The 26,857-nt window shown below is 42.0% G+C and carries 23 protein-coding genes; 10 read left to right on the plus strand and 13 right to left on the minus strand.

Features of this window, described 5'->3' with window-relative positions:
* Positions 1 to 39 precede the first annotated feature (39 nt).
* A complete protein-coding gene (locus ACTJIX_RS11175; protein ID WP_440611460.1) occupies positions 40 to 426 on the minus strand; it encodes a diacylglycerol kinase in 387 nt (128 codons plus the stop codon).
* A 242-nt stretch (positions 427 to 668) separates the two neighbouring features.
* Between ACTJIX_RS11175 and ACTJIX_RS11180 the strand changes: the two genes are divergently transcribed.
* Positions 669 to 1,478 (plus strand): SDR family NAD(P)-dependent oxidoreductase, encoded by an 810-nt coding sequence (locus tag ACTJIX_RS11180; RefSeq protein ID WP_440611461.1) that lies wholly within the window; start codon positions 669 to 671, stop codon positions 1,476 to 1,478.
* A gap of 338 nt (positions 1,479 to 1,816) precedes the next feature.
* Here the strand turns inward: ACTJIX_RS11180 and ACTJIX_RS11185 are convergent, their stop codons facing one another.
* From ACTJIX_RS11185 to ACTJIX_RS11205, 5 genes are all read right to left on the minus strand, one after another.
* Positions 1,817 to 4,147 carry a PhoX family protein gene (locus ACTJIX_RS11185; protein WP_440611462.1) on the minus strand — a complete coding sequence of 777 codons (2,331 nt, stop codon included), beginning with the start codon at positions 4,145 to 4,147 and terminating at the stop codon, positions 1,817 to 1,819.
* Between the two features lie 167 nt (positions 4,148 to 4,314).
* Positions 4,315 to 5,091, minus strand: a complete 777-nt coding sequence (tatC, locus tag ACTJIX_RS11190; RefSeq protein WP_076753522.1) for a twin-arginine translocase subunit TatC — start codon at positions 5,089 to 5,091, stop codon at positions 4,315 to 4,317.
* Positions 5,088 to 5,504 (minus strand): Sec-independent protein translocase protein TatB, encoded by a 417-nt coding sequence (gene tatB, locus ACTJIX_RS11195; protein ID WP_004894727.1) that lies wholly within the window; start codon positions 5,502 to 5,504, stop codon positions 5,088 to 5,090. The genes tatC and tatB overlap by 4 nt, the downstream gene beginning before the upstream one ends.
* Positions 5,505 to 5,513: 9 nt before the next feature.
* On the minus strand, positions 5,514 to 5,732 hold the full coding sequence (locus ACTJIX_RS11200; protein WP_004894723.1) for a Sec-independent protein translocase subunit TatA: 219 nt from the start codon (positions 5,730 to 5,732) through the stop codon (positions 5,514 to 5,516).
* Positions 5,733 to 5,974: 242 nt separating this feature from the next.
* Positions 5,975 to 7,897 carry a sigma 54-interacting transcriptional regulator gene (locus ACTJIX_RS11205; protein WP_440611463.1) on the minus strand — a complete coding sequence of 641 codons (1,923 nt, stop codon included), beginning with the start codon at positions 7,895 to 7,897 and terminating at the stop codon, positions 5,975 to 5,977.
* 225 nt (positions 7,898 to 8,122) lie between these two features.
* Between ACTJIX_RS11205 and ACTJIX_RS11210 the strand changes: the two genes are divergently transcribed.
* From ACTJIX_RS11210 to ACTJIX_RS11250, 9 genes are all read left to right on the plus strand, one after another.
* Positions 8,123 to 8,605 carry an MSMEG_0572/Sll0783 family nitrogen starvation response protein gene (locus ACTJIX_RS11210; protein ID WP_004679574.1) on the plus strand — a complete coding sequence of 161 codons (483 nt, stop codon included), beginning with the start codon at positions 8,123 to 8,125 and terminating at the stop codon, positions 8,603 to 8,605.
* A 33-nt stretch (positions 8,606 to 8,638) separates the two neighbouring features.
* Positions 8,639 to 9,643, plus strand: a complete 1,005-nt coding sequence (locus ACTJIX_RS11215; RefSeq protein ID WP_108675973.1) for a Nit6803 family nitrilase — start codon at positions 8,639 to 8,641, stop codon at positions 9,641 to 9,643.
* A 48-nt stretch (positions 9,644 to 9,691) separates the two neighbouring features.
* Positions 9,692 to 10,771: an MSMEG_0568 family radical SAM protein gene (locus ACTJIX_RS11220; RefSeq protein WP_314295812.1), complete on the plus strand. Its 1,080-nt coding sequence runs from the start codon at positions 9,692 to 9,694 to the stop codon at positions 10,769 to 10,771.
* Between the two features lie 10 nt (positions 10,772 to 10,781).
* Positions 10,782 to 11,381 (plus strand): MSMEG_0567/Sll0786 family nitrogen starvation N-acetyltransferase, encoded by a 600-nt coding sequence (locus tag ACTJIX_RS11225; RefSeq protein WP_314295813.1) that lies wholly within the window; start codon positions 10,782 to 10,784, stop codon positions 11,379 to 11,381.
* Entirely contained in the window at positions 11,382 to 12,431 is a 1,050-nt protein-coding gene (locus ACTJIX_RS11230; protein ID WP_314295814.1) for a sll0787 family AIR synthase-like protein, read from the plus strand.
* Positions 12,419 to 12,712: an MSMEG_0570 family nitrogen starvation response protein gene (locus tag ACTJIX_RS11235; protein ID WP_314295815.1), complete on the plus strand. Its 294-nt coding sequence runs from the start codon at positions 12,419 to 12,421 to the stop codon at positions 12,710 to 12,712. Before ACTJIX_RS11230 ends, ACTJIX_RS11235 begins: the two co-directional genes overlap by 13 nt.
* An 11-nt stretch (positions 12,713 to 12,723) precedes the next feature.
* A complete protein-coding gene (locus tag ACTJIX_RS11240; protein WP_440611464.1) occupies positions 12,724 to 14,010 on the plus strand; it encodes an MSMEG_0569 family flavin-dependent oxidoreductase in 1,287 nt (428 codons plus the stop codon).
* A 319-nt stretch (positions 14,011 to 14,329) separates the two neighbouring features.
* Positions 14,330 to 14,587: a helix-turn-helix transcriptional regulator gene (locus ACTJIX_RS11245; protein WP_004894712.1), complete on the plus strand. Its 258-nt coding sequence runs from the start codon at positions 14,330 to 14,332 to the stop codon at positions 14,585 to 14,587.
* Positions 14,587 to 15,813, plus strand: a complete 1,227-nt coding sequence (locus tag ACTJIX_RS11250; protein ID WP_440611465.1) for a type II toxin-antitoxin system HipA family toxin — start codon at positions 14,587 to 14,589, stop codon at positions 15,811 to 15,813. Before ACTJIX_RS11245 ends, ACTJIX_RS11250 begins: the two co-directional genes overlap by 1 nt.
* A 634-nt stretch (positions 15,814 to 16,447) precedes the next feature.
* On the opposite strand, the gene ACTJIX_RS11255 is transcribed toward ACTJIX_RS11250, so the two are convergent.
* The 7 genes from ACTJIX_RS11255 to tssE are packed head-to-tail and all read right to left on the minus strand — an operon-like array spanning position 16,448 to position 26,782.
* Complete coding sequence (locus ACTJIX_RS11255; protein ID WP_410487203.1) at positions 16,448 to 17,224, minus strand: OmpA family protein; 777 nt, start codon at positions 17,222 to 17,224, stop codon at positions 16,448 to 16,450.
* Position 17,225: 1 nt separating this feature from the next.
* The gene (gene tagF / locus ACTJIX_RS11260; RefSeq protein ID WP_163171365.1) at positions 17,226 to 18,185 is read right to left on the minus strand and encodes a type VI secretion system-associated protein TagF; all 960 of its coding nucleotides are present in this window, start codon (positions 18,183 to 18,185) and stop codon (positions 17,226 to 17,228) included.
* A 42-nt stretch (positions 18,186 to 18,227) separates the two neighbouring features.
* Entirely contained in the window at positions 18,228 to 22,055 is a 3,828-nt protein-coding gene (tssM, locus tag ACTJIX_RS11265) for a type VI secretion system membrane subunit TssM (protein ID WP_440611466.1), read from the minus strand.
* A gap of 47 nt (positions 22,056 to 22,102) precedes the next feature.
* Positions 22,103 to 23,533 carry a hypothetical protein gene (locus tag ACTJIX_RS11270; RefSeq protein WP_286861716.1) on the minus strand — a complete coding sequence of 477 codons (1,431 nt, stop codon included), beginning with the start codon at positions 23,531 to 23,533 and terminating at the stop codon, positions 22,103 to 22,105.
* On the minus strand, positions 23,530 to 24,522 hold the full coding sequence (gene tssG, locus ACTJIX_RS11275) for a type VI secretion system baseplate subunit TssG (RefSeq protein ID WP_440611467.1): 993 nt from the start codon (positions 24,520 to 24,522) through the stop codon (positions 23,530 to 23,532). Before tssG ends, ACTJIX_RS11270 begins: the two co-directional genes overlap by 4 nt.
* On the minus strand, positions 24,486 to 26,300 hold the full coding sequence (tssF, locus tag ACTJIX_RS11280) for a type VI secretion system baseplate subunit TssF (protein ID WP_440611468.1): 1,815 nt from the start codon (positions 26,298 to 26,300) through the stop codon (positions 24,486 to 24,488). The genes tssG and tssF overlap by 37 nt, the downstream gene beginning before the upstream one ends.
* Before the next feature lie 5 nt (positions 26,301 to 26,305).
* Positions 26,306 to 26,782, minus strand: coding sequence for a type VI secretion system baseplate subunit TssE (tssE, locus tag ACTJIX_RS11285; RefSeq protein ID WP_004894639.1), 477 nt, complete (start codon positions 26,780 to 26,782; stop codon positions 26,306 to 26,308).
* Positions 26,783 to 26,857: the final 75 nt, after the last annotated feature.

Raw genomic sequence — 26,857 nt, forward strand, 5'->3', positions numbered from 1 at the left:
TTTAAATCTTCCATTTTTCTTGCTGTAGCAGGCGAGGGATCAAATCAAGTAACCCGCTAAAATAAGACCCCAGGTCACGGTAATTAAACTGAGTGCTACAAACTGGGCAGCGCTGCCCATATCCTTGGCATTTTTAGACAGTTCATGCTGCTCCATGGATATACGGTCTACCACCGCCTCAATCGCCGAGTTAAGCAGTTCAACGATTAGCGCCAACAGACACACGGCCATCATCAGTGCTTGCTCAACCCGGCTCACCGGCATGACAAAGCTCAGAGGAATCAAAATCAGGTTGATGAGCAGGATTTGCCTGAAGGCCGCTTCATTTTGAAAAGCTGTTTTAAAGCCGGCCAAGGAATAACGGGTCGCATTCAGAATACGCTGTATTCCCGAGGTGCCTTTATAGGGTGAACGGTAGGAAGACATAGCTGTCATGAGTCAATAAAAGGAAACTCTAATTTAAGATTACAGGCTTAAAACTCTCTTAAAAAAAATGGTCTCTATGTGTTTTTTTAATAAAAATAATATTTAAATTTATGTGCAGAATTAAGAATTTTTTAAGTTTGGAGTTTTATCTTAAGTACTAAATTATTTTTCGTGATGTGATCCACATGACCTGCGGCAGATTCGATCTTGAATCATTCTGTTAAGAACAAGAGAAAGTATTTATGCCTAATTTAACTGCAACAATTATGGATGCTACTTCTGGTATTGGTCAGGCTATTGCAAAGGTTCTGGGCCAAAACGGGGTCAATCTGGTTCTTGTTGGGCAGAATCAACAGATTCTGCAAAGAGTACATGACAATATAGCCCAATGTTATCCACAGCTACAACTGGATTTAATTCATTGCAACTTTGCCGATCAGCAAAGCAGGGAAGAGCTGGTAAAAGCTCTTGCTACGCTGAATAAACCCATTCACTACTACATTAACAACATCAGTATCAGTGATTTCAAGCTATTTACACAGCAGCCACAAGAAATCATGGAACAAATGATGCTGATTAATGCAGTTTATCCAATGCAGCTGATACAAAAGATCCTGCCATTGATATCTATCAGTCCGCCTGGCCAGGTCATTAATATAGGTTCAACCTTTGGCAGTATTGGCTATCCTGGATATGCGAGTTATTGTGCCAGCCAATTTGCCTTGCGTGGTGCAACCGAAGCACTAGCCCGTGAATACAGCAAAAGTTCAATCAGATTCAGATACTTATCATTACGGGTTACCGAAACCAATATTCATCATTCAAATGCAATAGAAATGAATATCATACTGGGAAAAAATATTGACAGTCCCGAATTTGTTGCTGAAGAACTGTATCAGTTTTTACATCGAGATTGTCAGTCGTATCAGGTCGGCTATCCTGAAAAAATTTCGATAGCTGTTAACCAGATTTTACCAGACTTAATATCAGCATCGATTAATAGAGAGTTACCAACGATTTGTGAATGTGCAGAAAAAGTTGCTAGTTTCTAACTGTGATTCACAGACTAAAGAAGCAGGATATTAATATAGTCCCCTTAGAGTGGCAGGTATCAATCCCTCCTTGGATACCTGCTTTTTTTTAGAAAAATACTCAAAAATAAAGCTGTAAATTACAAGTCTTCCAAGTAGAAGATAGCTGAACCTATGATTAGTTGTATTGGATTTCACTTATATATTGATCCGAAGTCCACTTCATACTTTAATATTTATATCAATTTAACTCTAAACAAAAATATTCTTTTTATTGACCAGTTAACTCTTAAAATTAAAAAAACATTCAAAAATTAAAATGCCGGCATTGAGCCAGCATTTTAATTTAAGTGAGCTATTTAACCGGCTATAACACCGCCATCATTGCGCGTAATCACAACAGTTGCTGAACGTGGACGTGCGGTCTTGTTCGAACGATCTGATTGACTTGCAGGCCAGTTACTGGTTGGAGCATCAAAGGTTTTAGAATCTTCACCTGGATGCTGTACATTGATGAAAATGGCCTTATAGTCTGGTGTCATGGTTACCCCTGTGATTTCACACTCTTTTGGACCAGTCAAGAAGCGACGTAAATTTTCATCGGTTACTTGGGCACCCGCAATCGTCGCTTGACCATTAGAGGTTGTTGCTGGACCACCATCACCTACTTGTCCAGGCAGGGCAGCCAGCATCATACAGTTAGTGGTATCTGTATAAGCGCCGTCGTCAGTCTGAATCCAGAGTACGCCGCGAGGATCAAACCACATACCATCTGGTGAAGACAGATCATTATTATCATTTAAGCCCGACAGGTTGATATTGGCATCCATCGATGCTTCAGCACCGAACAGGTAGATATCCCATTCAAAGCTTTCTGATGCAGTGTTTTCTTCCTTAAAGCGAATAATATGGCCATTCACATTACCCTTACCGCCTTCAGGATCTGAGTAATTACGTGGGTTGGCAGCATCAACAGGTTGTGTTGAGCTATTGCCACGGTTACTGTTATTAGTCAGGGTAACGTAGACTTCACCATTCTCCGGGTTAACGGCTACCCATTCAGGACGGTCCATCTTCGTCGCACCAACGGCATCGCCTGCCAAACGTGCAAAAGTTAAAACATCCGCATCAGAGCTAAAAGGATATACCGCATTTTCTGCAGTTAAACCATTTTTACCGTGAGCAAGTTCAATCCATTGACCAGTTCCATCTGCATTGAACTTGGCAACATAGAACTTACCGTTATTCATGTATTTGTCACCAGCACGGTAGCCGGTATTGATATCTTTTGGATCCCATTTTGCATCAGAGACAAATTTGTAAATGTATTCACCACGTGAGTCATCGCCCATGTAGAAGGCAAACTGTTCACCTTCAATCGCACGGCTAGCACGACAGTCTTCGTGAGCAAAACGGCCCAGTGCAGTACGTTTTACCGGATTTGCACTGTTATCAAATGGGTCAATTTCAACAATCCAGCCAAAGGTATTTGGTGCATTACGATAGTCTTGACTTGCAGAGGCTTTGATTACGTTAGCTGACCAGCGGTCGTACATATCTTGTGATTCAACTCCAGCCTGAGCTGTTTCCCATGCATAACGTGAAGATTTATCTAAATAAACAATACGGTCTTGATCATCGCGTTCCGGAACTTTTTGTCCTTGTGCATCTAGAACATAAACAATACTATTTTTCTCATCACGTTTAACTGTACCATCGGCATTTTTTTCAGTTTGATATGAAATATCTAAGCCTAAGCCATAACGTTTAAGTGCGGTTTTCTCAGCTTCACTACGATCTGCATATTGGTCTGTGCCTGAACGCTGGAAATAACCAATAAAGTTTTCCTCGGCAGTTAAATAAGTGCCCCATGGTGTATAACCATTACCACAGTTATTGTGTGTACCACGAGTCTGACGACCGGTAGGAGAGAAAGCAGTGCGGACTAATGGAGAGTTTGTCACCGGCCCAGAAAAATTCATCACTGTTGAAGCCGTAATACGGCGGTTAAATGGTGAGGATTTAACGATTTCTACCGCTTGAGTTTCGGTATTTTTCTTAATATGCACAATTGATACACCGTGTGCATTCACTTCACGGATGACTTCATCTTCTGGACGACGACCATCAACTTTTGTTGGTCCTTGAGGATGTAAAAAAGTTTGATTGATATATTCATGGTTCATCACCAGCAGGCCATGCTCAGATGCATTCTCGTCATAACGGCCAGTCTTAGTGCTTAAACCAAAATAGCTCATACCATCGTGGCAGTCACCAGAACGGAACTGAAAGCTTGGTCCGTTCGGAATATTGTTATCGTCCCAGTCAGAGTAGATAGGATGAATTGAATCTCCCATTGCATATAGGACAGTGGCTGTATAGCCTTCAGGAACCGTAACCCAGTCATCTAGGTTTTTTTTCACTGGGCTAAAACTTAATTTTTCTGGACGAGCATTGTTGTCTGTTGGCGGATTCGGATTGCTCTCATCGTCCCCAATATTGCCATTTTCATTGTCATCGCTACACGCAGTCAGGCTAGAAGCCAGTGCCAATGCTGCAGCCCCACTTGCAGTCTTTGCAATCAAGTCACGACGTGACATAGATTGTTCTAGAATATCCCGAAAATGATGATTATCTGAAGTGTTATTGTCCAGTTCCTGATTTTCATCATAAGGTAGGTAATCTGTCATTGTTTTATTCCCACAACTAAGGTTTGGTTGTTTTAAAGTCAGAAATAAACTAGCAGTTAAATATGACTAAAAGGTGAAGCTTTTATTTCAAAATAATTAAACAAAACATTAATTTATATGAATAAATTAATATAAAAAAGCCCCCAGTAAGGAGGCATTTTTCTTAATTAGCTATTTTTTAGATGCCGCTTTTCCAGAAATTTTCCGGCCATTAAACCTAGCTCAAACAGCAGCCACATGGGTATAGCCAGCATGATCATGGACAGGGCATCAGGGGGCGTTACAAACATGGCCACAAAAAAACACCCCACCACAATAAAGCGTCTTTTTTCTACCAAGGTCTGTGTGCTTACCACACCGATCAGAATCAATAACAGGGTAATAATCGGAATTTCAAAGGTAAATCCAAACACCAGAAAAAGTTTTAAACAGAAGGCCAGATAACTATTAATGTCAGTCATGGGCGCGACGGTTTCAGGCGATACACTGATAAAAAAATGCAGGATAGACGGTAAAGCCACCAGATAGGCAAAAGCGATACCCGCATAAAACAGGACAATGCTGCCAATCAGGAGCGGCAAAGCCAGACTTTTTTCTTTTTCATATAGTGCCGGCTTAACGAAGGCCCAAAGTTGATACAAGATAAAAGGCATGGCGATCAGCAGGGCAACAAAAAAGTTCAATTTAAACGGTGCCATAAATGTCGCAGTTACATCGGTGGCAATCATGGTGGAACTTGCCGGTAACTGGGCGCGTAAAGGCTCGGATAAAAGCTGATAAGTATGCGTCGCAAATGGTAGCAGACAGAAAAACAGTCCGATCAATATTCCTACAATCTTGAAAAGATGCTTGCGCAGAATCACTAAGTGTCGGGTAATCGGCATTTCTTCTAGATGAACTTTCTGGGGATCGCTGCTGGCTTGAGTCGACGGTAAAATATTCATACGGCCACCTTCATGTCAGGATATTTTTTTTCTTGCTTGGCGACCTGCCTAGCCGGAGTTAAATGAACCGGGGAAAGCGGTTGATTGACCAGTTCATAACTTGACTGAGTTTTCAGTACCGGCTGTTCTGAAATTTTTGTGACCGGCTCAATTGGTGCATTGAGATCAGCCATTTGTGCCTGCATTTTGGCTTCCAGTTCCTGAATACGTTTCAGCTCGGATTGCATTTGCTCACGTAGTTCAGACAGACGCAATTCACGGTCAAGATCATTTTGTATATTGCTGACGGTTCTTTTTATCTTGGTAGACCATTTACCTATAAAACGAACTGCCTCAGGTAGCTTATCTGGTCCGAGCACTAGAAGTGCAATTACCCCAAAGGCTAGCAGCTCAGTCATTCCAATATTGAGCATGACGATACCTTAACTTTTGATTGAACTCTCGCTGACTTTAACTTCAGCATCAATAGTGCGGGGCTGTTGAATTTTTGCTGCTTCAGCCTCTTCTTCACGCACAGATTTTTTAAAGTCCTTGATTGCACCGCCAACATCTTTGCCCAGATTTTTGAGTTTAGACGTGCCAAAAAGTAAAATTACGACGATTGCAAAAATAAGTACGTGCCAAATCGATAATCCTGCCATGTTGTCCTCATTACATCTTTTTTAAATTTATGGGCTTATCTCAACATGAATAAATGACAAATCCATGACGTTTTGATGGCAGTTTGGAGACAGGAAGCAAGAGGGGAGTTCGCAATGAGTTGTGCTGTTTATTTTTTTAAATTTTTCTGGTTTATAAACTTAGTAAAGTTAATATTTTAAGAAATGAAAAAAAGTAAACATCCCCAGACCTCTATCATGTCAAAGTAGAGGTCCGGGGAAAATTAATAGCGAATCCCTAATTTTTTCAATTTTGAAATTAAGGTCGTTGGATTAATTGCAAGTAATTTGGCAGCACCATCTTCACCAAAAATTTTTCCTTCACAATGCTGGACAGCCCGTTGCAGGTTTTTAATTTCCAATTGTTTAAGGTCATCAATAGTAAGAATATCTGAATTACCATTCTCCACGAGTACATTGCTTTCTTTTGTTTGAGAAACAGGCTGACCATCTTGTTCCAGTAAATACTGAAATGACACAGCACCATGGCGAGCAGTAATCATGGCACGTTCCAATACATTCTGTAATTCACGGATATTACCTGGCCAATTATAGCGCTGCAGTTCCTGAATATGTTTCTGGCTAAAAGAGAGATAAGGTACTTTACGCTGCTCACAGATCAGCTTAGTAAAATGACTAACCAGAAGTGGAATGTCTTCTTTACGTTCACGTAGAGCAGGCGAGAAGATTGGGAATACATTCAGACGGAAATAGAGATCTTCACGGAAACGCTTCTGTCGGACTTCTACCTTGAGATCACGGTTAGTTGCCGCAATAATCCGCACATTTACTTTGCGCGTCCGTTCCTCACCAACCCGTTCAAAAGTGCCTTCCTGTAATACACGAAGTAACTTGCTTTGTAGCTCTAATGGAAGTTCACCAATTTCATCTAAAAACAATGTGCCTTGATCTGCCAGTTCAAAACGTCCAGCACGATCACGTATGGCACCGGTAAAGGCACCTTTGACATGACCAAAAAATTCACTTTCAAATAACTCGGGCGGAATGGCAGCACAATTGACCCGGATTAATGGCTGTTGGCTACGATGACTGGATTGATGGATAGCACGGGCGATCAATTCCTTACCTGTACCGGACTCTCCATAAATCATCACGTTCGCATCTGTTTGAGCAACGACTTTGATTTTTTCAATAATTTCCCGGATTGAACTGCTATTTCCGACAATTTCGTGATACTGGTTTTCTTGCAGGATTTCTTCCTGCAAATATTCATTTTGCTGCTCTAAACGACTTTTCAGGCTTTGTAATTCACTTAATGCTTGAGTCAATTTAGCCTCAGTATTCAGTCTCTCGGAAATATCACGGAATACCACGACTGCACCAATAATCTCACTATCACGGATCACGGGTGTACTGGTGAATTCAACCGGGAAATAACTACCATCTACCCGCCAAAAAATTTCCTGAATCCCTTCGTGTACAACACCATCATGTACGGCAGCATAAATGGGGCATTGTTCTACTGGATAATGACGGCCATCTTCATGAGTATGGTGGTGAATCTGATGGATATTCTTGCCGATAACATCTTCGGGCTTCAGTCCCAACATCTTGGCACCGACCGGATTGATAAAAGTACATAGTCCTTGCTGGTTAATACTATAAATTCCGTCACCCACAGAGCTGAGCAGTAAATGTTTGCCGCTATCTGAATCAATAAACAGTTCTTGTAAAGCTTGCCATTCTAATAGTCCGGCACGAATGGTTTTGTCCGCATTTTTATTAAATTGGCGTAGTTCCAGGTCTTTGACATCAACTAGGGACCAGATCAAGTAATCGTGTTGCTGGTAAGGCAAGTGGATTGCATGTACATCCAGCTGGATTTTCTCGCCATGATGGTCGAAAGCATAAATCTCATTATTCCATGCTTGACCCTTATTAAGAATTTCTTCGGTAAAAGCGATGAGATGCGGTAGTTGGGTAAAGTGGCCAAAAATTGAAGTCACAGATTTGTTCAGCAAGTTATGGCGTTCATAACGTAGTAAACGGGCAGCAGCAATATTGAAATCAATAAAGCGGTTTTCTCTTGGGTCAATGACAATAAGGGCTTGAGCTGTATGCTCAAAGGCTAAAGGACGTAAAGACTCTTCAGAATTTCCCCAACCCGAAATAAAGTCTGCTGCCATAATATGAAAATTCGTAGTTATAGATATGAAATTTCATAGTAATACGATTTTTCATAATTGGAAAGAAAAAATTCGATTTAAATTTCAGTGTTTAAAATAAAATAATTAAATAAAAACAGCTATTTAATATCTATATTTTATTCAATCTCCAGTATTGGCATGACTTTCGCAATATCTAGGATAACCAATTCGGTTCATTTAATTCATCTGAAAACGGAGTGCATTATGCCTAAGGTAGATATCGAACAATATAAAGATGGCGACTTCCTGGTCGACTATGAAGAAAAGGTATTTGAGGATGTAAAAGCACAACCTGGCGAAAAAGCATTAGTAACATTCCATACAGTGGCTTTTGAAGGTTCGATTGGTTTGGTTAATGTGTTACAGGCTAAACGTTTATTACGTAAAGGATTTGAAACCAAAATCCTGCTATATGGTCCAGGTGTGCAATTAGGGGTACAACGTGGTTTCCCGACTTTAGGCGCTGAAGCATTTCCAGGACATCTGGCAGTCAACAACCAGATCAAAGCATTCATGGAAGAAGGTGGCGAAGTTTATGCTTGCCGTTTTGCTTTACAGGCGCTGTATGGTCAAACCGAAAAAGCCCTGATTCCAGGAATCCGTGCCATTAATCCATTGGATGTGATGGATCTTAAACTGCTCATGCGTCGTGACAATGCACTAATTATCGATACTTGGACAGTGTAATTCAAAGATTAGGAAAAATAGGAGAGTAAAGCCATGAGTCGAATTGTAAAGGCCGCAGCAGTCCAGTGCAGTCCAGTTCTTTATAGTCAGGCAGGAACAGTGCAAAAGGTCTGTGAGCTGATTGCTGAGCTTGGACAGCAAGGTGTGGAGTTTGCAGTATTTCCCGAGACCGTGGTCCCTTATTACCCTTATTTTTCCTTTGTTCAGCCGCCGTTTGCGATGGGTAAAGAACATCTCAAGTTATTAAGTGAATCTGTAATTGTACCTTCAGAAGCGACTGACCTAATTGGTGCTGCATGCCGTGCAGCGCAAATGGTGGTTTCGATTGGCGTAAATGAGCGTGTGGGCGGAACGATTTACAACGCACAACTGCTTTTTGATATGGATGGCAGCATCATTCAGCATCGTCGCAAAATTACACCGACCTATCATGAACGTATGGTTTGGGGGCAGGGTGATGGTAGTGGTTTATGTGCCATTGATTCGGCTGTTGGACGCATTGGTTCATTGGCTTGCTGGGAGCATTACAACCCATTGGCACGTTTTGCGCTTATGGCTGATGGCGAACAGATCCATGCGGCTATGTTCCCTGGATCATTGGTCGGACAAGTTTTTGCCGACCAGATATCAGCAACCATCCAGCATCATGCACTGGAATCAGGTTGTTTTGTGGTGAATGCCACCGCATGGCTGACACCGGAACAGCAACAACAGATTATGCAGGACACCGGCTGTGAAAAAGGTCCAATCTCAGGTGGCTGCTTTACTGCGATTGTTTCACCTGAAGGCAAATTTTTAGCTGCACCTTTAACGGAAGGTGAGGGCTATGTGATTGCTGATTTGGACTTTAGCCTGATCGATAAACGCAAGCGCATGATGGATTCCGTTGGACATTACAGTCGCCCTGAATTACTGAGCCTGTTGATTGATCGTCGCAAAAACCAGGTTTTACATGAATATCCAGAATCTCAATCAACAACACAAGAAAAAATCAGCAACTTTACAACGCCAACAGAAGCGCCGCTGAGTAAAGTGTAGAAGTCAAATTTGAAAATGAATTAAATATTAAGTGTAAGGAGTGTCGCCATGTCAGCAGTTGAATTACTCAGTGACCTGCAATGCAACGGCCTGAAATGGGAAGGTGAAGTTGGTCTGGCCCGTAAAGGTGGTGCTGGCCCAAGCGACCATAAAGCACTCAGCCTGAATGGACAAACCATGATGATTCCTGTGCTGAATCTGGCAGCTCAAGATTCTCCTTATACTGCACAGCAGGACAAAGAATCGGACAATGTGATTGTCTTTAAGAACAAAATCCCGGTAGCCACACTGACAGCGCCAAAACGTCCAAAGTTTTATGACCTGAAAACTGCAGATGGTATTTCTTATGAACAGATTGCCACCTTGCATAGCCATGATGTTCTGGCAACAACGGTATTACAGCATTGTATTCGCATGAATGATAAGGCAACTGCCTGCCAGTTCTGCTCAATTGATCAATCCCTCAAAGATGGCCGGACGCTCATCCGAAAACGACCTGAACAGCTGGCCGAAGTGGCTAAAGCCGCTGTCGAGCTGGATGGTATTAGCCAGATGATATTAACGACAGGAACACCAAGCACTTCGGATCGTGGCGCTGAAATTTTATTTGACTCTGTTACTGCAATTCGTGTGGCTGTCGATTTACCTATTCAGGTGCAATGTGAACCACCTGATGATTTTAGCTGGTTTGCCAAGTTAAAAAATGCAGGGGCAGTATCGATCGGCATGCACTTAGAAGCTGTCAGTGATCGCGTACGACAAAAGATCATGCCGGGCAAAGCCGAGGTCTCACTGGATAAATATTTTGCAGCATTTAAGGCTGCAGTGGAGGTCTTTGGTCGGGGTCAGGTCAGTACTTATATTCTGGCTGGACTTGGAGATACTCGAGAAGAAATTCTGGACATGACTGCCAAACTGACTGAAATAGGCGTCTATCCATTTGTGGTGCCATTTGTCCCGATTCAAGGTACGCCACTTGAGCATCATCCGAAACCTGAACCAGGCTTTATGCAGACGCTTTACCCAGAAATAGGTGCCCAGCTTAAACAGCATCATTTGAAGTCTGAAGATACTCAGGCGGGATGTGCCAAATGTGGTGCCTGCTCATCACTTAAAGCGTATGAATAGGAGGATCGCTATGTATTTAGATGATGATCTTTCACAAAACACATGGCTACAGGCAGTTAACCAGGAACTGCAACATTATCTGGCAAATGAATTTATCAGTGCGGATATCGTGATCAAAATCGTTAGCGAAGACTGGGAACGTCGCCAGTATTACCGTCTACGTGAATCAACATTTCGTGATGAACAACAAATCCTGAAAGAAGATCGTGATGAATACGATTTTAAAGCGTTCGGTATTGTTGCGATTGGCCAGATGTTTGGTGAACCGGATCGGGTTGTTGGTGCGGTACGGATTTTTCCTGAAGGCAAACAGACCTGGTGGGGAGGTCGACTCTGTGTCGATCCCTTATATCGCCACCATCGTGCCATTGGCAAAGCCTTAATCAATGCGGCGGTTTCAACTGCAAAAAATCTGGGATGCCAGCGTTTTCTCGCGACGGTACAGCAACAAAATGAAGCGTATTTCCAGAAGCTGCATTGGCACAGTGAGCAAAACATTCAGGTTGCCCATATTCCTCATGTGTTGATGCAAGCAGACTTAGCGCACTATCCATTGCTCAATATCAGTCAGGCTTACATGCAGCATTTATCTGCAATGCAGGAGGTATAAATGAACCAGTCAGAACTTGAACGGTTGCTTGACTACCTCAGACATACACCTGCCATGCAGGCCAAAATGAATATTGGTCAAGGGATTAAAGTCGTCCAGCCAAAAATTGAAAAGATGACAGATCTATATGCTTTGCCGGGAGATGATACCGCCGCAATCGCAACAGATCATGGTTATATGTTGCATGCCTGTGAAGGCATGATTCCGAGTTTTGTAGGAAGCAACCCTTATTTCGCTGGCTGGTCAGCAGTCATGGCCAATATTAGCGATGTTGCAGCGATGGGAGGCCGAGCTACCTCTGTTGTAAATAGCTTCTGGCATCGCAGTACTGAACAGGCTCAAGAACTCATGCGGGGTATGCAAGATGCCTGTCAAAAATATGCGGTGCTATTAGTAGGTGGACATACCCATATTGATCCTAATTTTCAGCCAGCACTTTCAGTTGCTATTCAGGGTGAGGCTAAGCAGCTTCTTTCGGTCATGCATGTACAACCGCAACAAAACATCTTGTTGGCGCTAAACCTGAAAGGGCAGTTCCATCCCAACACAACGTACTGGAAATGTTTTGAAGGCGTGGATGGACAAAAGTTGCAGGCAGAGCTGGACATCCTGCCTCAACTAGCAGAACAGGGATTGGCTTATGCAGCACGTGATATCAGCAATGCCGGCATTCTTGGCAGCCTGCTGATGTTGCTGGAAGCATCTGGCTGTGGTGCAGATATTCAGCTTGACCAGATTGCCAAACTTCAAGATGTCGACTGGCAGCATTGGTTACAAATTTTCCCAAGCTATGGCTTTTTACTGACTGCTGACGATGAAGAATGTGAAGAGATTATTGAACTGTTTGCTGCACAGGATCTGCATTGTGCAGTCATTGGACAAGTGAATGCTTCAGGCAAAGTCACTGTTTCTAATCAAGGGTCAAAAGCTGAATTCTGGGATTTTCAACAGCAGCTTTTTACTAGCCTGTGCTATGCAGAACAGATTCAAGATTTTCAAAGATATCAACACAATTTTAGACAACGGGAGCTCAGCTTATGCCCAGCGTAAATTTCACGGTGAAATGGCCAAATGGTCAAAGCAGTAATTTCTATTCACCAAGCACCATTGTTTATGAATATTTTCAGAAAGGTCAGCAATGGGCAGGTCAGGAATTTTTAAACCAGGCTGATCAAGCCCTACATGCTGCTTCAGAACGGGTACGTGCGCGTTATGGTTTTGCCTGTAGCTCAGCAATGGATACGCTCAATCGCATTCAGCAACAGGCCCAATCATATTTAGTAAAGCCTGAGGATACGATCGAGATCACAGATATCTATAACATCGACTAGAGGAAATCACTATGTTGCAATCCATCACATTAAAGTCACATTATGATGTCGTCATTGTCGGTGGTGGTCAGGCCGGACTCTCAGTCAGCCATTATCTCAAACAGGCGAAAATCGATCATGTGGTCTTGGAAAAAGAAGATTGTCTGACCCATAGCTGGCGTAAAAAACGTTGGGACAATTTTACTTTGGTCACGCCAAACTGGCAGTGTTTATTGCCTGACCATCCTTATCATGGCAATGATCCAGATGGATTTATGAAGCGGGATGAAATTGTTGAATATCTGGATGGCTTTATACAAAACCTGAGTCCACCTGCAATTTTAAATGTCACTGTTGAACAGATTAGTAAGATTGCAGAACAGCATTTTCATATTCAGACCAGCATAGGTAAAACGACAGCGAATCAGGTCGTAATTGCAGCGGGTGGCTATCACACTCCAATTTACCCAAAACTTAGTTCTGAGTTGCCAGAACATGTCTATATGATTCATTCAGAGCAGTATTTTAATCCAGAGCAACTGCCTGAAGGGAATGTATTGGTCGTGGGTTCGGGGCAGTCGGGTGCGCAGATTGCAGAAGACCTTCATCTGGCTGGAAAAAAAGTCTATCTATCTATTGGTGATGCGCCGCGTTGTGCACGTTTTTATCGTGGCAAGGATGTGGTGAAATGGCTATTTGAAATGGGTTATTACGAGACCACTGTTAAAGACCATCGCTATAGTGAACAGGTACGTAATAGTACCAACCATTATGTGACTGGTCGTGATGGTGGTCGGGATATCGACCTGCGTAAATTTGCACTCGAAGGCATGCAGTTGTTCGGACGTTTTTCTGACTTTGAGAACGGTGCACTTAAATTCCAGCCAAATCTTGTACAAAACCTGGATAATGCTGATACCACCTATAACCGTATTAATGCATCAATTGATGCCTTTATTGAGCAAAATTCGATTGAAACAGCTGAGCCTGCCAGTGTATATACGCCAGTTTGGAAGCCAGAAATAGAGCGGACAGAAATTAACTTAGCTGAAGAAAATATTACTGCAATCATCTGGTGTATCGGCTTTAGACCTGATTACTCCTGGATTGATCTGGACATATTTGAAAACAGTGGCTATCCAAAACATGATCGTGGGATCACAGTTGACCCAGATGTCAGCTTTATTGGCTTGCCATGGTTATATACCTGGGGATCGGGGCGTTTCCTTGGCATTGATCAGGATGCTCAATATTTGTCTGAGCATCTCATTCAACGCCATAAAATGTTCAAAGAAAAATATGCGGAAATGATTGCTTAAAAGTAGTCACTAAATGTTGGAATTCGACCGCATTATTTAATGCGGTCATTTTATTTTTAGGAGTGATTAAAACCAATTGATATTAGGTCTAACAATATTGAATAAAATATAAACATCCATCTTTTTAGATATACCGTGTAATTCAGAAAACGTTTATTAGTTAATTATTCGCTATATAGCGAAATATAGACAACATAAACCCTAATATTCGCCATATAGCAAATATAAAATAAATATAGTAAGATATTCGCCATATAGCAAACTTACATATAGTGGTTAGCAATATTTCGCTAAATGACGAACAGATGGGGGTGGTTTTATGGCTAGTCGTGCAGAGATTGGAGTAAAAATACGTGAAGCAAGGCGGAAATTAGACTACACACAACAAATGATGGCAAAAAAATCTGGAGTCAATAAATCTACCATTTCTGAAATAGAAAATGGTCGTTTCACAGGCTCATTTGATATTTTTGAACGTCTAATAGATGCGGTTGGATTACAGTTTGAAGTCACGCCCAAAAAACGAAATCTGCCAAATTGGAATGACATCGACACTCTATTTAGTGAAGAAGATTGATGGACAACTTTCAATTACCCACAGAAATCAAGTCTATTGAAATATTTACAGATAATTTCAAACAAGGCTTGCTGACGCATAGTGGTCATTACTGCTATCAACCCATACAAGAACAAAGATTTGTATCTCTTACAATGACTTTACCTGATATGCAGGGATATTCACATGGGGCATTACATCCTATTTTTTCCCAAAATTTACCAGAGGGGCATAATCGCCATTTTATTGCCAGTAAACTTGCTCGATATGCCAATGTAAATGAAATGTATTTATTGGCTCTGCAAGAAGCTAATGGTATTGGCATGTTGTCCTATAAAAGTGAATTGCAATTACCAGAAGTAGAAATAGTAAGCCTGGATGAAATTCTTAATTACAATAGCCAAGTTCCACTTTTTCCAAAATTATTAGAAAAATACTATTTACGAAACTCTTTAGCTGGAGTTCAGCCCAAAGTTAGCATTCCCAATGTGACTAGTATAACGGAGCGCACTGTTCAACAAAAAGACCTGATTGTTAAGTCTTATGATGCAGACTTTGATTTGCTTACGGTAAATGAATTTGTCTGTATGGAAGCTGCTCGTCATTGTGGTTTGCAACCACCAAAAACATATCTATCAGCCAATTTAGAAACCTACATTATTGAGCGTTTTGATAAAGCTGCTGATGGAACCAAGTTAGGCTACGAGGATTTTACGACTCTTCTCAAAAGATCTAATGACCCGAATGAGAAGTACAAGGGTAGCTACGAAAACTTGCTTAAAGCCACCTACCTATACACTCGAAGTGAAGCAGAAGTCACAAAAATGTATAAGTACATTGTTTTCAATTGCCTGATCGGGAACGGTGACGCTCACCTTAAAAACTTTGCTCTGCAATATACGCCAGATATGAGCGATATCTTTGTATCACCACCTTTCGATATCACACATACACTCATATATAAAAATATTGATAATCAACTCGCGCTTAAAATAAATGGCAGCAAGCAATTCCCAACTAAAGCAGAGCTGTTGAAATTGGCTGAAAGTCCTGAATTTCGCATTAGAAATGCCAAAGAAATTATAGAGTATTTCAGTGACCAAATTGCTAACTATTTAAAGTTATCCAATGAAATTGAATACTTAGATGGATTGCGAGAATCTATTGAGCAGAATCTATCAAAGGTAATGAGCACTCATTCAATCAAGCCTGTATATAGACATGATAAAAAGAAAAAGTACAAATAATCCATTCTAGAATAATTTACAACCGTAGTAGCTACTATTATTGAGAGATGCCCCCCAGAGACGTGGGGTTTATTTTCCATTCAATGATATAGAATAAACCCGAACAGACTGGTCATATCGGTAACAGGCTGACATTTATTGAGGGAGGGAAGTCTTGACTTAGGTATTCCTTGGCAGTTTGGCGGGATCAGAGATAGTAATATTGCGGTTTTGAGATTAGTAGATATAAGTAACACCAGAATGGATTTCTCAGATTTACAGTAGAAATTCTTTTAAAAAGCTTGAATACCAAGATGCAATTCGCAAGGAAGGTGAAGATTTTGCGATTGAATACAAAAGAAAAGCTTTGGTCGCTAATGTATAAAAATCGATGAAAATTTGATAAATCGAAGATTTTATTTGATAAAACTAGTAATGATTTTTTCCTAAGTGAGTTTTATTTCATTATTAGCTTTATTTTTTCGCAATTTCATTTTTAGCTTTAATTTCTACTGAAAATTTCAAAATTAATTTTTATGAACAACATATATAGAGATAGGCTATCTGCATAACATTATATTTAACATAATATACATTATACGCAATACTATTAATAATACGATTATCTATGTTGTTGCTCAAGCAACTTATATTTTTAAAGTACTTCAAACTCAATCCGACGGTTTTTCTTTCGACCTTCAGCTGTGGTATTTTCCGCTACAGGTTTACTTGCACCTAAACCATCAGTACTGAGCAAATGTGCTGGAATATTTTTTTTGATTAAATAAGTCTTTACTGCTTCTGCACGTTGCTGACTCAATTGCAGATTTTGATGAGCATTGCCTGAACTATCCGTATGTCCAATAATCCGTATTTTTTTAGCACCCACCTTGTTTAAAGCAATGACCATTTCATCCAGGATCTGTGCACCTGAAAATGCTAATACCGCACTACCAGATTCAAACTCAATGATTCGATTCTTTAATGCTGCATCAATGATCTGCTGTTCAGCCTGATTGACTGAAAGCTGGGTATTTAAGCGGTAACTTGCTGGCGTTAATCCCTGAAATTTTGCTGTAGTTTCCTGAATTTCATAGGGATTTGATACTTTACCTGTGAGCTGAATATCAGTACCTTTTACTGTTAATTTACCGTTTTTGACCTTTTTCAGGTCTTCATGAATTACTGTACTGACTGTATTTGACCAGTCTGCTGGTGCGGTGACCTGACGGATCTGGATGCGGTCCACCACATTTTTCTGCCCATAAGTTGTATATAATTTACTCAGTATTTCCTGTTTGGTAATCTCAGTGGGTACAGCACCTTCAATAATGATCGGTTGCGCACACACTGAAAAACTCAACAGAAAAGATATTAAGAGATTGATTTTATATATTTTTTTTAATTTTAAGTATTTGTTTTTTATTTTCATTTTATGCTTCTACAAATGTTTGTTTAAATAACTTGATTCCTTGAGCCAGACTCATCTGACGCTCACTTAAGGACTGTTCCAAGGCTGCCAAACCTGCATTATTTTCCAGATACTGGTCAATCCAGACTGCATGAATCAAGGATACCCAGTGTTGACTATCTAAATTTTCGGTAAAAATATCGCTTAAAGCCTGTATATCTGCACCTTTAAAACCAAATAATAAAATAGGCTGTTCTTTATGTAATATACCAATCAACAGTTCTGTATGATGATATTGCACAAACTGGACAATCAGGCTGACCCAAAATGCTGCAATTTCATAGCAATAACTCATATTATGAATAGGTAAAATCAGTACTTTATTCAAGCGACTAGTACCTTGCTGAACAATCGGTTGCAGTAATAAACCCAATCCAATCAGGCTCTGTGCCAGCTGATAGGTACTCAGATTCATCAGCTTAGCAAATGAATGAATTGTATGATGTTGATAAAATTCCTGCGCTTCTTCTTGGCTGGGCACCAGAATCTGGTTGCTCAGCTTGCTTAGTTTATCCAGCAAAATATCAGTATCACGAATGGAACGCATTACCCGGTTACATTGATAAAGCTCAACCAGAGCCGATTTGTAGCACAATGGCGAATACATGATATTTTCAAATGGCTGTTCATGCTCAATCAGATGACTGAGCATCATTGGAAACTGCCGCCCTGAACTGTCTTCACTGGCAATTAAGTTAGCCAGCAAAAACAGTTTTTCTTGTGGATTGGCAATAAAGAAATCCAGCGCGGGTAATTGCGCATAGGTCTGCTTGAAATCTGCCTTCTGCATGGCAAACTCCAATGCTTCCGTAATCCATTGATCAATCAGTTGAATAAGCTGATATTGTCCACGTGACTTGAGAAAATCGCCACGTGCTGGACATTTACCATAATAAAGTGGTGTGGTTTTTAACTCATGCATTACTCACCTCCACCATTTTCTTTAACTTGAAATGAATCCTCATCATGGTACAGCTGCTCCCGTATTAGCTAATGCCGTGGCCGGATTGTGTACCGATACAGGAACACTTTGCGCAGCCACGACACGTACCGATTTATTGGAAACGACCTGATCCATCAGTTGCAGGTTGGCATAGTTTGGCTGTCCGCCAATAGAACTGGCATTCTGGCCACTGACCAGACGGAAGTTTACTTTTACCAGGAGTTCCGGGTCTTCCTTGCTCTTCCAGACCATCTCAAAGTTGCTGCCTTTCTGGGTACGTTGTGCACTTTCAATCAGACGGTTAATGCCATATTCGCCCGGTTCATCAAAAATGGTATGCGTTTTCCCTTCAAGATCCACTAGGGTAATGCGTGCGCCTGGAATCGCGCCCGGATTTGGCCAGACAAAGTTCACCCATTGCTGTATGCCATTTTCAAACAGCATGCGTTGCCCATCGATATCAAAGGTATAAGCTAAAAGCTGAGGATTTTCCAATGGATAGAACTGGAAATTGGACTGGCTTGCAGCAGGAGCTTTACCCTGCCCCTGTTTTAGTTCGCCTGTTGCAACCCCATGAGCAGGTGCGACATAAGTCTGAAAATTTGCTACAAAAGCCGGGTTCAGACTGATTCCCAGATCCTGCCAGGTTTTGGAGGTCAAGGTATAGCCACGTCGGATCACCAGTGGATCCAGATGTTCTTTCACAAAGCGTGCAATACTGCCACTTTCACCAAAAATCTGGTTAATTTCATTGGAAGTGGCCTGTAAGGTTGCCTGACTGCTAAATGGATATTTTTGAGCCAGATTCTGGCTAAATGGCTGATAAGATTGCATGGTCCAGAGCTTGTTTATTTCAGCTTGTGCAGGAACCAGCAGTCCCTCAAAGGATTGGGTTAATGGTGCAACCAGAAGTTTTTGTAACAGTTGCTGATCCAGCTCTGTCGTCCCCGCCGCCATTTTCTCTGCCACAAATTTTTGGCTGGTGTTAAAAATGGAGTTCTGTTCATGAATGGTCTGTTTGACCAGAGCCATACTGGCAGGACCAATATCACCTGAGCTTTTTAGATCATTGAACTGGCTACGGATTTTTGCCATTGACTGCATGTAACCATCCAGAAGCGATTGATTCTGCAGATCATCGCGCTGACGTACCATCTGATAGAACATCTGGAACTCACGTGCAATCACACCATGCCCTAACGGGCTATTGGCCTGTTGCACTTGCTTCGCTTCATCACGATTCAGCACTTTGCGCTTAAACCAGGCAATAAAGCCTTTTTGCGGCACTGCCAGTTCTGCCTGAACCATCGGATTATCCCAGCTGGTCTCTTGGGCCACACGTTGGATCAAGATACGGATTGGAGAATGTTCCGGTTCGCCCAAGAGATCCATCTGCTTGATCTGCTGATTGAAATCGCCTGCTTTGGCATAATGAATCGCGTTCAGGAATTTACGCCATTCTGCAATATATTCTTTCTTATAGAGCTCAGTCAGTTGACGACGGATCTGCTCAGGACTACCACTAAAGCTGAGATCATCAGATTGCGTGGTATTCAGCACCCAGTCCCGACTATCGGTTGTGCTGCTCGCTGCCTGCTCGATGGCTTCCTGTACATAACCTTTCCATGCCGGATAGGTATAAATTCCCGGCAAAGCATAGCTTCCCAACATGGCATTCTGGTTGGTTTCACCCAGAATCTGTTTGACTGTCATTGCGGGGAAACGCACGGCCGCACGACTCTTGATTTCATTATAGACACGGTCACGTGCAGAAATACCGGTGGTAATCGCTGTCAATATCTGACGGGTCTGATCCACCAATACTGCATCAGAATTCAACTGAGGGAAACTGTTTCGTCCTGACAATGTAATGGCATAACCCAGAATCTGCTCGGCTTTCTGGAGCATTTCACCCCGCGGTATTTCACCGCGGTTTTGTTCCAGCCATGTGCGCCAAAAACGTGTCAGCTGATCACTTAAATGACTGGAATCCATATACTGGCGATTGCTCAGCATCAGATAGGTTTTTAAGGCATTATAAGCATCCTGAGGATTCTGGTCTGAAGGTTCAGAAGCAATCTGGCGGCCTTGCGCCACATGATTCATTTTCACCTGAATATAATTTTCTTTTAGCACCGCTTCATTTGCCTTAACACGTTGCAGATACTGTGCAATCTGCTGCTGGGTAGGCTGAAGCACTAGCTGTTCAATACCCTTAAGGTATTCAGTTTCCAGTTTTTCTCGAATCTGGTTACCCTGATATAAACCAAAGCTGTATTTCAGTGGACGGTCATGATCAAACTGATCCAGTTGCTGCAGATGCCCCTGTAAAATCATTAAGGCATCCAGTTGATGGCTCAGTGAACGGTTTGCTTGTGCCTGTATCTGCACCACTTTGTTCAGGTCGGCCTGAACTTCGGCAATGAGCTGTTGGTTATTGCGATATGACCATAACCATAAACTGAGGACAATCGATACCCCAAGAATTGCACCGATAAAGGCCATAAAACGCTGCCGCTTTTTCGCAGGATTAATATGCTGACGTACCAGATGCTTGTCTTTCAGGATCACATTGGAAAACAGGCCTTTCAGGAAATAACCGTGATTCTGGGAAACCGACTGTTTCGGCAAACCAATGTCACTGTCCTCACTGTGGATTAGGTGAAAATCATCCGCGATCTGTTCCGTCATTGGACTTTCAATCACGCCATCCTGTAAGGCGCTGGTAAAGTAAAAGCCACGGAAAATAGGTTTAAACTGGTACGGATTTTCCTGGAACAGTGTAGAAATAAAGGTTTTTAGCACCGGTTTCAGGCTCTTAAATTCCAGTGGAAAAGTCATTACACTTGGAGAAATATGCTGTGAGTGCCGACGGCTCAAATGCGTTGTACTGACACTTTTCAGACCATCGTACAAAATGTTGTAATGCTTCTCAAACAGCTCCAGCGCCTGCTCGCTGGAATTTGCCGCATATGGTAAAGTCGCCCCCCAAACCTGATCAAATTCCTGTGCATCATAACAGTCAAAAAATTCGGTAAATCCGGCAATCAGGTCCATTTTGGAAAAGACCAGATACACGGGAGCAAAGACTTCCAGACGTTCGGTTAGATCCTGAATACGGGCACGCAGATTTTTGGCTAATCTAATGGATTTTTCCGGACTCTGGCTGACCAGCTCGGCAATACTGACAATGACAATCAGGCCATTCACGGGTGCCTTTGAACGATTTTTCTTGAGAATATTCAGGAAACCGAGCCATTCGGAATGGTCCTCAGCATAGACCGAATAACGCCCTGCCGTATCTAGTAAGACCCCTTCGGTCGAAAAAAACCAGTCACAGTTACGGGTCCCGCTTAAGCCGGAAGACACCATCTGTTGATGATGTTCTTCAAATGGAAAACGTAAACCGGAATGGTAAATGGCCGAGCTTTTACCAGCTGCCGGATTGCCAATCACCATATACCAAGGCAGTTCATACAGTGCCGTATTCCCCTTACGATCTCCAAGTCTGGACTTGCGGATCAGTTGAATTGACTCCTTCATCTGCTGCTGGATCAACTGCAGTTCTTCTTTATTCTTATGTTTGTTCTGTTCAGTTTCGGTTGTACTGGCAATAGCCTCGGAAAGTTCCTCGCCTTTTTTGGCATGCTGATAATGCTGGATCAGTGTATAAATCCCCCAGACTACCAGGATCAGACTATAAACCGTCACCAGCATCCAGAACACACGGTCCGATACAGTGTTTTTCATGGAAATAATCACCACGAAAAATGACAATGCCATCATCACTTTTGGATTGGTCACATACTGCCAGACATATCCCAAGATCGTATAAAATAATGTATTCACTGTAATCTCTTATATTTCTTTATTATCTTTCAGGTTTTTAAAATTTTTCAGGCCGCATTCTGTTCTAGTTCCTCAACCATATTGACAGGTTGACAGACAAAAAATGTCTGAGGATGCTGCACCGTATAGGCCAATGTAATGACATCATCATTCATTTGCATGCACAAAAATATCCCAAACAAGGCTTTCATCTCTACCGTACTGCCCAGATAAGAATGGCAATACAGGCCGTGATGCAGTTCTATCCCAGCTGTACCTAAATACTGCTGAATTTTTTTAGAGGTATTGATCTGTAATGGATCATCCAGCAATAGTACAAATGCGGCTTCCTGCTGCAACTGTTCAGCAAAATTTGGACATTGTTGCTGTAAATATTCACTAATATTTTTGACATGCTTTAAGGTTTTAATTGATTTAATTTCCATTAAATCTTCAATGTTTAACTGTGGAGCAGACAGGCATATACTCGCGGCATATTCTCCCGGCAGATATTGTTCCGACTGCCATAACTGCTGTTCCAGCCACTCCTGATCAATTTCAGACTGTACTGCAATCACCAGACTGACCTGTTCATGTTGCTGCTGAATATCATTGAGCAGATTGATCCAGAGTGCATAAGTATTGTGATGATCGACATAATGGAACTCGACATGAATCTGGCGCTGCACAATTTCATATTGCTGTTCTAGCTGTTCAATCAGCGCCTGTTGTGCTTGATCTGGCCAGATATGGATCAATGCTGCTGGCAGCAGAATATGCAGATTCAACTTATTTAATCGTGCCACCTGCTCAAATGAGGGTTCTATTTCATTCTCTTCATCAAACTGTTCATTGATCCAGCCCGGATGCATACGGTATTCATAAGCGGTTTCTGCATCATAGAACATCGCTGACTTTCTCAGATGTGTGGCAATGTGATACAGACTTTCAGCATGTTGCTCCATCTGCTGCTGGATCAGCAAACTGATTCGTTGCAGCCGCATGCTGTGCAGAGTGTCACCCTCTTCTGCTTCGGTTAACAATTCATCCAGATGTCGGATGCGATAAGAAAGGATCGGCAGTCCATAGTGATTGACCAGGGTTTCATCCAGTTCCGGGCTTTTGAATGCCTGCATTGCGTCAATAATTTCATGATTTTCACCAAAGCTATGGATTGCTGCGGATGAATAGATTTTTAAAGTCTGCTCTTCAACCGGTTTATCTTTATTTTTCTCCAGTTCACTTTGCTGTTGTAGCTGTTTTTCTTGATTTTCAGCGGCTTCTAACTTTTCTGCTTTAGCTGTCTGATAAGCTTTCAGCGATGTATAAATCAACCATGGGGAAAGCAATAACAAGCCGGAAAAAACCGGCAGCAGAATAAAAAACTGCAGCATCTCCATAGCCGTCGGATCATACTGCACATCGCGCCAGTAGTAGATCACCAAAGCGCTTGTCAGCAGGATGAGTGCCAGAATGGTTGCAACAATGGTCTTGATCAAGCTGCTCTCCCCATCAGGCTATAACAGGTTTCCTGATTATCTGCAGCGGCTTTTGGCATCAGAAAAGCACCTTGTCCCAGCCCGGCACTTTGATCACCGAGCCGAATTGGACAGATTTCAGCCTTGCTTAATACCAGACGCAGATCCACCATCAAGGTTGGGCTGCACCAGGTTGAAATCATCTGCTTAAGTTTTTCGCTATATTTTTGCTGCGGCAGAAAATCTAGATAGTCCTGACGACTCAAAGGACCAATCACGATTTCAATTTTTTCATCAATTTGGGTCAGCACTTCGCCACAGAAAGTATTGATTCCCAGTGATGCAGGATTTGATCCGCCCAGTGATGCTTTTTGCGCAGTATCCAGCTTAAACTGCTCAGGTAAATATTCCCTGATCTGAACCTGATGCCTGAACATGCAACCCAGCATAGTTTTCAGCACATAAGCACTATTATTTTGCCCCTGCATCAGACCGGAAAATTCAGCAAAATAATCATCCAGATGCTGTTGCTGATGTTGTTTACGCACATAGCCATTGAGCGCATGCAGAATCTCCAGATAATGATTTTCCTGCTCAATTTCATAACGTACTGGCAGATGATAGTGAATCGAGGCTTCGATATATTGCGCGGTCAGTTTATGGTTAAATAAACCGAGAAAATGCAGGGTTTCCTCGCGCTGCTGACGCGGGCTTTGCTTGATACGGTAGGTATAGGTATAAGGCAATACTCCCTGTGTCCCGGTCAGACCAATCATCGGACTGGTCAGCTGAATTTTCTGATCTGTCCATTGCAGAGACTCAATTTCGGATTTGGGGAAATTCAGATTCAGCGAGCTAGCAAAACTAAAACTCTTGCTCCAGTCTTGTGAGTGTTGCTGCTCCGGATAATGACGCAGCAGACGTGTTGCCTGCACCAGTTCAAAGCGGGTGGACTGCTGATACAGCTGTTCTACTACAGAAGCTTTTTGCCACCAACGTTCTGCACGCATTGGTATACCTCCTGTTCTGTTGCTGCATCAATCACAATCATTTCCACATAACTGTTCATTTGCACTTTCAGATTAAAAATATGATTGAGCAATTGGGCAAAGATATACAGACTCGAGCCTCGGAATGCTTCACTCTCGATTTTGACCTGCGCACGAACCCCACGAACAAACAAAGGAAATGGTTTGTGTTCTAGTAATTTCTGACTAAGTGAAAAATCAATCGATTGAATTGCGGCAATGATCTGCTGGTTTTCCTTGGAAGCCGGCAGGTTATACAGCTCCAGCAATTCCTTCAGATGTGTGATTGCATCGCCTTTCATCAAGGACAGATTATTCAAGGAAAGATGGGAAATGATGCGCCATTGTTCTTTCTGGCTCTGCTTGAATCGATAAGGTAAAGATGGGCGCTTTAACAATAGTCCGCGTCGAGCCAGCTGATTGTCATTTAAGCTGAGCGCATTCTGATCCTTATTATAGCTTTCATAAGGCAGATCGCGGTTACAGCATAGCAACTGGGTACTGATAAAATCAGAGGAAGTATTCTGCGGTTCCAGACTTCGAGAAACCACAGAAAATTTCAGGTCATTCTTTTGCGTACTGGCAATTTCTGGTTGCAGATGATAATAAAATTGTGCGCCGTCATGCCGGTAATGACTCATGGCAAAAAACGGTAAAACCTGATGGGCAACCTGTTCTTTATCACTGTTTTCACGAATCAGGTTCATCTCGGAGACCGCATACACCTGATAATATTCAGGATGATGCGCATCTGAAATGAGTGGATATTCCAGTCGCTGATGATTGATTTTCTGCGGTTCGGCCTGTTTCTCAAACAGGTTAACCACTGGCGTCACGAACAGCTTGAAATTGGCGAGATTCAGTTCTGAATAATTGCGAATCGCAGCCTGATCATTCAGGTTCATTTTAAAGTGAATATGCAACTCAAAATTCGAGGTATCTGCTTCGATCTGATGGAGAAAATCCAGATTCAGGTTCAGGAAACTGAACTTGTCCGGAAAGCAGAAATATTCCAGTAATAGTCGATAGGCTTGATGGGTGTGCTGATCAACTGGCAATATACTCTCCTCCTCGCTAAAGCCTGATAGCTCGAAGGGATTTGAAATCTTGATTTCCTGGCCATTTACCTTTAACGAAAACTGGGTTTCTGTCTTAAAAACCTGATCCAGCATCTGTAAAGGGAAACTGGAAATCGCATCCAGATAAATCGGTAGCTTATGCTTTTGTAGTAAGTTCAACTGATGATTAAAAATTTCAAAGCCCAACACGAGCGTCGCATTACGGTTCAGATGAATGTGCGCCGAAGGATGGGTTTTAAAATGGACTGATTTCAATGCAATTGGCAGTAAAGCCACCTCCTGCAACGTCCGGTATTCACACTGCACACCACGCACACTTTTGGATTTAAGTGAAGTATGTTTCGGGATCAAACGTACATCAGTCAGTTGTTTGATTTTATTCGCATCTCCAAAACTGACCATCGAACAGGCTGGAAACGGCTTTAGATACTGGGGAAACATCACCGCAAAAATCGAACGGGTAAATATTTCATAGCTGTCATATAGCTTTTTATCAATCCGTGCCGAGATCAATGAAAATGCCTGAATCAGGCGCTCAATATGCGGGTCGTCAATCTGTTCCTGATTTAAAGACAGACGTTGGGCAATTTTTGGATATTTATTGGCAAATTCACGGGACTGCTGGCTAAATTCCTGCAGCTGTTTTTCGTAATAAGGTAATAATTCTTCAATCGCGCTCATTCTTATTATGATCTTGGCAAAATAACATATTGTTGTGTGGTCGGTTTTAATAAAGCATCAAAAACTACAGGCTCGTATAAAGGATGGATATTTAAATAGGCCTGAATACTTAAGCACAGGCTACCCATATTGTTTTCATCTAGCAACATTTCCACCCGGACATGCTTAAGCCGTGGTTCATGTGCTGAAATAGAAGCTTCAATCGAGCGACAAATCTTGTCACGATCCATCGGATTTGCAGTCGATAAGCCCACAAAATCAATAATCCCAAATTGCAAAATGGACTTTTTGACCAGCACATAATCATCAATCACATGGTTCAGCATGACCATACGGCTGTTCAACAGATCTTCCAGATCTGCCGCAACGGCTTCACGTAACTGCTGAATCGACATGCCCTGTGCACGGGTTTCATCTTGTGGCAGCAGTCGATCAAACAAGGTCGAACGAAATCCATAAGTATAAAGCTGATCCAGATTCATGTGTTTCCATCATCCATTTGATATTTATTCATTCAGATAGAGGCCTGCAGGTGCAAGCCTCTAAATTCAGAAGCA

Source organism: Acinetobacter sp. 22323, assembly GCF_052044895.1.
Lineage (GTDB): Bacteria > Pseudomonadota > Gammaproteobacteria > Pseudomonadales > Moraxellaceae > Acinetobacter > Acinetobacter schindleri.

Bases quoted from the DNA above. Each gene is read 5' to 3' on its own strand.
- ACTJIX_RS11215 (WP_108675973.1), top strand. From the start codon at position 8,639: ATGAGTCGAATTGTAAAGGCCGCAGCAGTCCAGTGCAGTCCAGTTCTT.
- tatC (WP_076753522.1), bottom strand. From the start codon at position 5,091: ATGAATATTTTACCGTCGACTCAAGCCAGCAGCGATCCCCAGAAAGTT.
- tssG (WP_440611467.1), bottom strand. From the start codon at position 24,522: ATGCGTGCAGAACGTTGGTGGCAAAAAGCTTCTGTAGTAGAACAGCTG.
- ACTJIX_RS11200 (WP_004894723.1), bottom strand. From the start codon at position 5,732: ATGGCAGGATTATCGATTTGGCACGTACTTATTTTTGCAATCGTCGTA.
- ACTJIX_RS11205 (WP_440611463.1), bottom strand. From the start codon at position 7,897: ATGGCAGCAGACTTTATTTCGGGTTGGGGAAATTCTGAAGAGTCTTTA.
- ACTJIX_RS11185 (WP_440611462.1), bottom strand. From the start codon at position 4,147: ATGACAGATTACCTACCTTATGATGAAAATCAGGAACTGGACAATAAC.
- tagF (WP_163171365.1), bottom strand. From the start codon at position 18,185: ATGCATGAGTTAAAAACCACACCACTTTATTATGGTAAATGTCCAGCA.
- ACTJIX_RS11220 (WP_314295812.1), top strand. From the start codon at position 9,692: ATGTCAGCAGTTGAATTACTCAGTGACCTGCAATGCAACGGCCTGAAA.
- ACTJIX_RS11240 (WP_440611464.1), top strand. From the start codon at position 12,724: ATGTTGCAATCCATCACATTAAAGTCACATTATGATGTCGTCATTGTC.
- ACTJIX_RS11175 (WP_440611460.1), bottom strand. From the start codon at position 426: ATGTCTTCCTACCGTTCACCCTATAAAGGCACCTCGGGAATACAGCGT.
- tatB (WP_004894727.1), bottom strand. From the start codon at position 5,504: ATGCTCAATATTGGAATGACTGAGCTGCTAGCCTTTGGGGTAATTGCA.
- ACTJIX_RS11225 (WP_314295813.1), top strand. From the start codon at position 10,782: ATGTATTTAGATGATGATCTTTCACAAAACACATGGCTACAGGCAGTT.
- tssE (WP_004894639.1), bottom strand. From the start codon at position 26,782: ATGAATCTGGATCAGCTTTATACTTATGGATTTCGTTCGACCTTGTTT.
- ACTJIX_RS11230 (WP_314295814.1), top strand. From the start codon at position 11,382: ATGAACCAGTCAGAACTTGAACGGTTGCTTGACTACCTCAGACATACA.
- ACTJIX_RS11255 (WP_410487203.1), bottom strand. From the start codon at position 17,224: ATGAAAATAAAAAACAAATACTTAAAATTAAAAAAAATATATAAAATC.
- ACTJIX_RS11250 (WP_440611465.1), top strand. From the start codon at position 14,587: ATGGACAACTTTCAATTACCCACAGAAATCAAGTCTATTGAAATATTT.
- ACTJIX_RS11245 (WP_004894712.1), top strand. From the start codon at position 14,330: ATGGCTAGTCGTGCAGAGATTGGAGTAAAAATACGTGAAGCAAGGCGG.
- ACTJIX_RS11210 (WP_004679574.1), top strand. From the start codon at position 8,123: ATGCCTAAGGTAGATATCGAACAATATAAAGATGGCGACTTCCTGGTC.
- ACTJIX_RS11180 (WP_440611461.1), top strand. From the start codon at position 669: ATGCCTAATTTAACTGCAACAATTATGGATGCTACTTCTGGTATTGGT.
- tssF (WP_440611468.1), bottom strand. From the start codon at position 26,300: ATGAGCGCGATTGAAGAATTATTACCTTATTACGAAAAACAGCTGCAG.
- ACTJIX_RS11235 (WP_314295815.1), top strand. From the start codon at position 12,419: ATGCCCAGCGTAAATTTCACGGTGAAATGGCCAAATGGTCAAAGCAGT.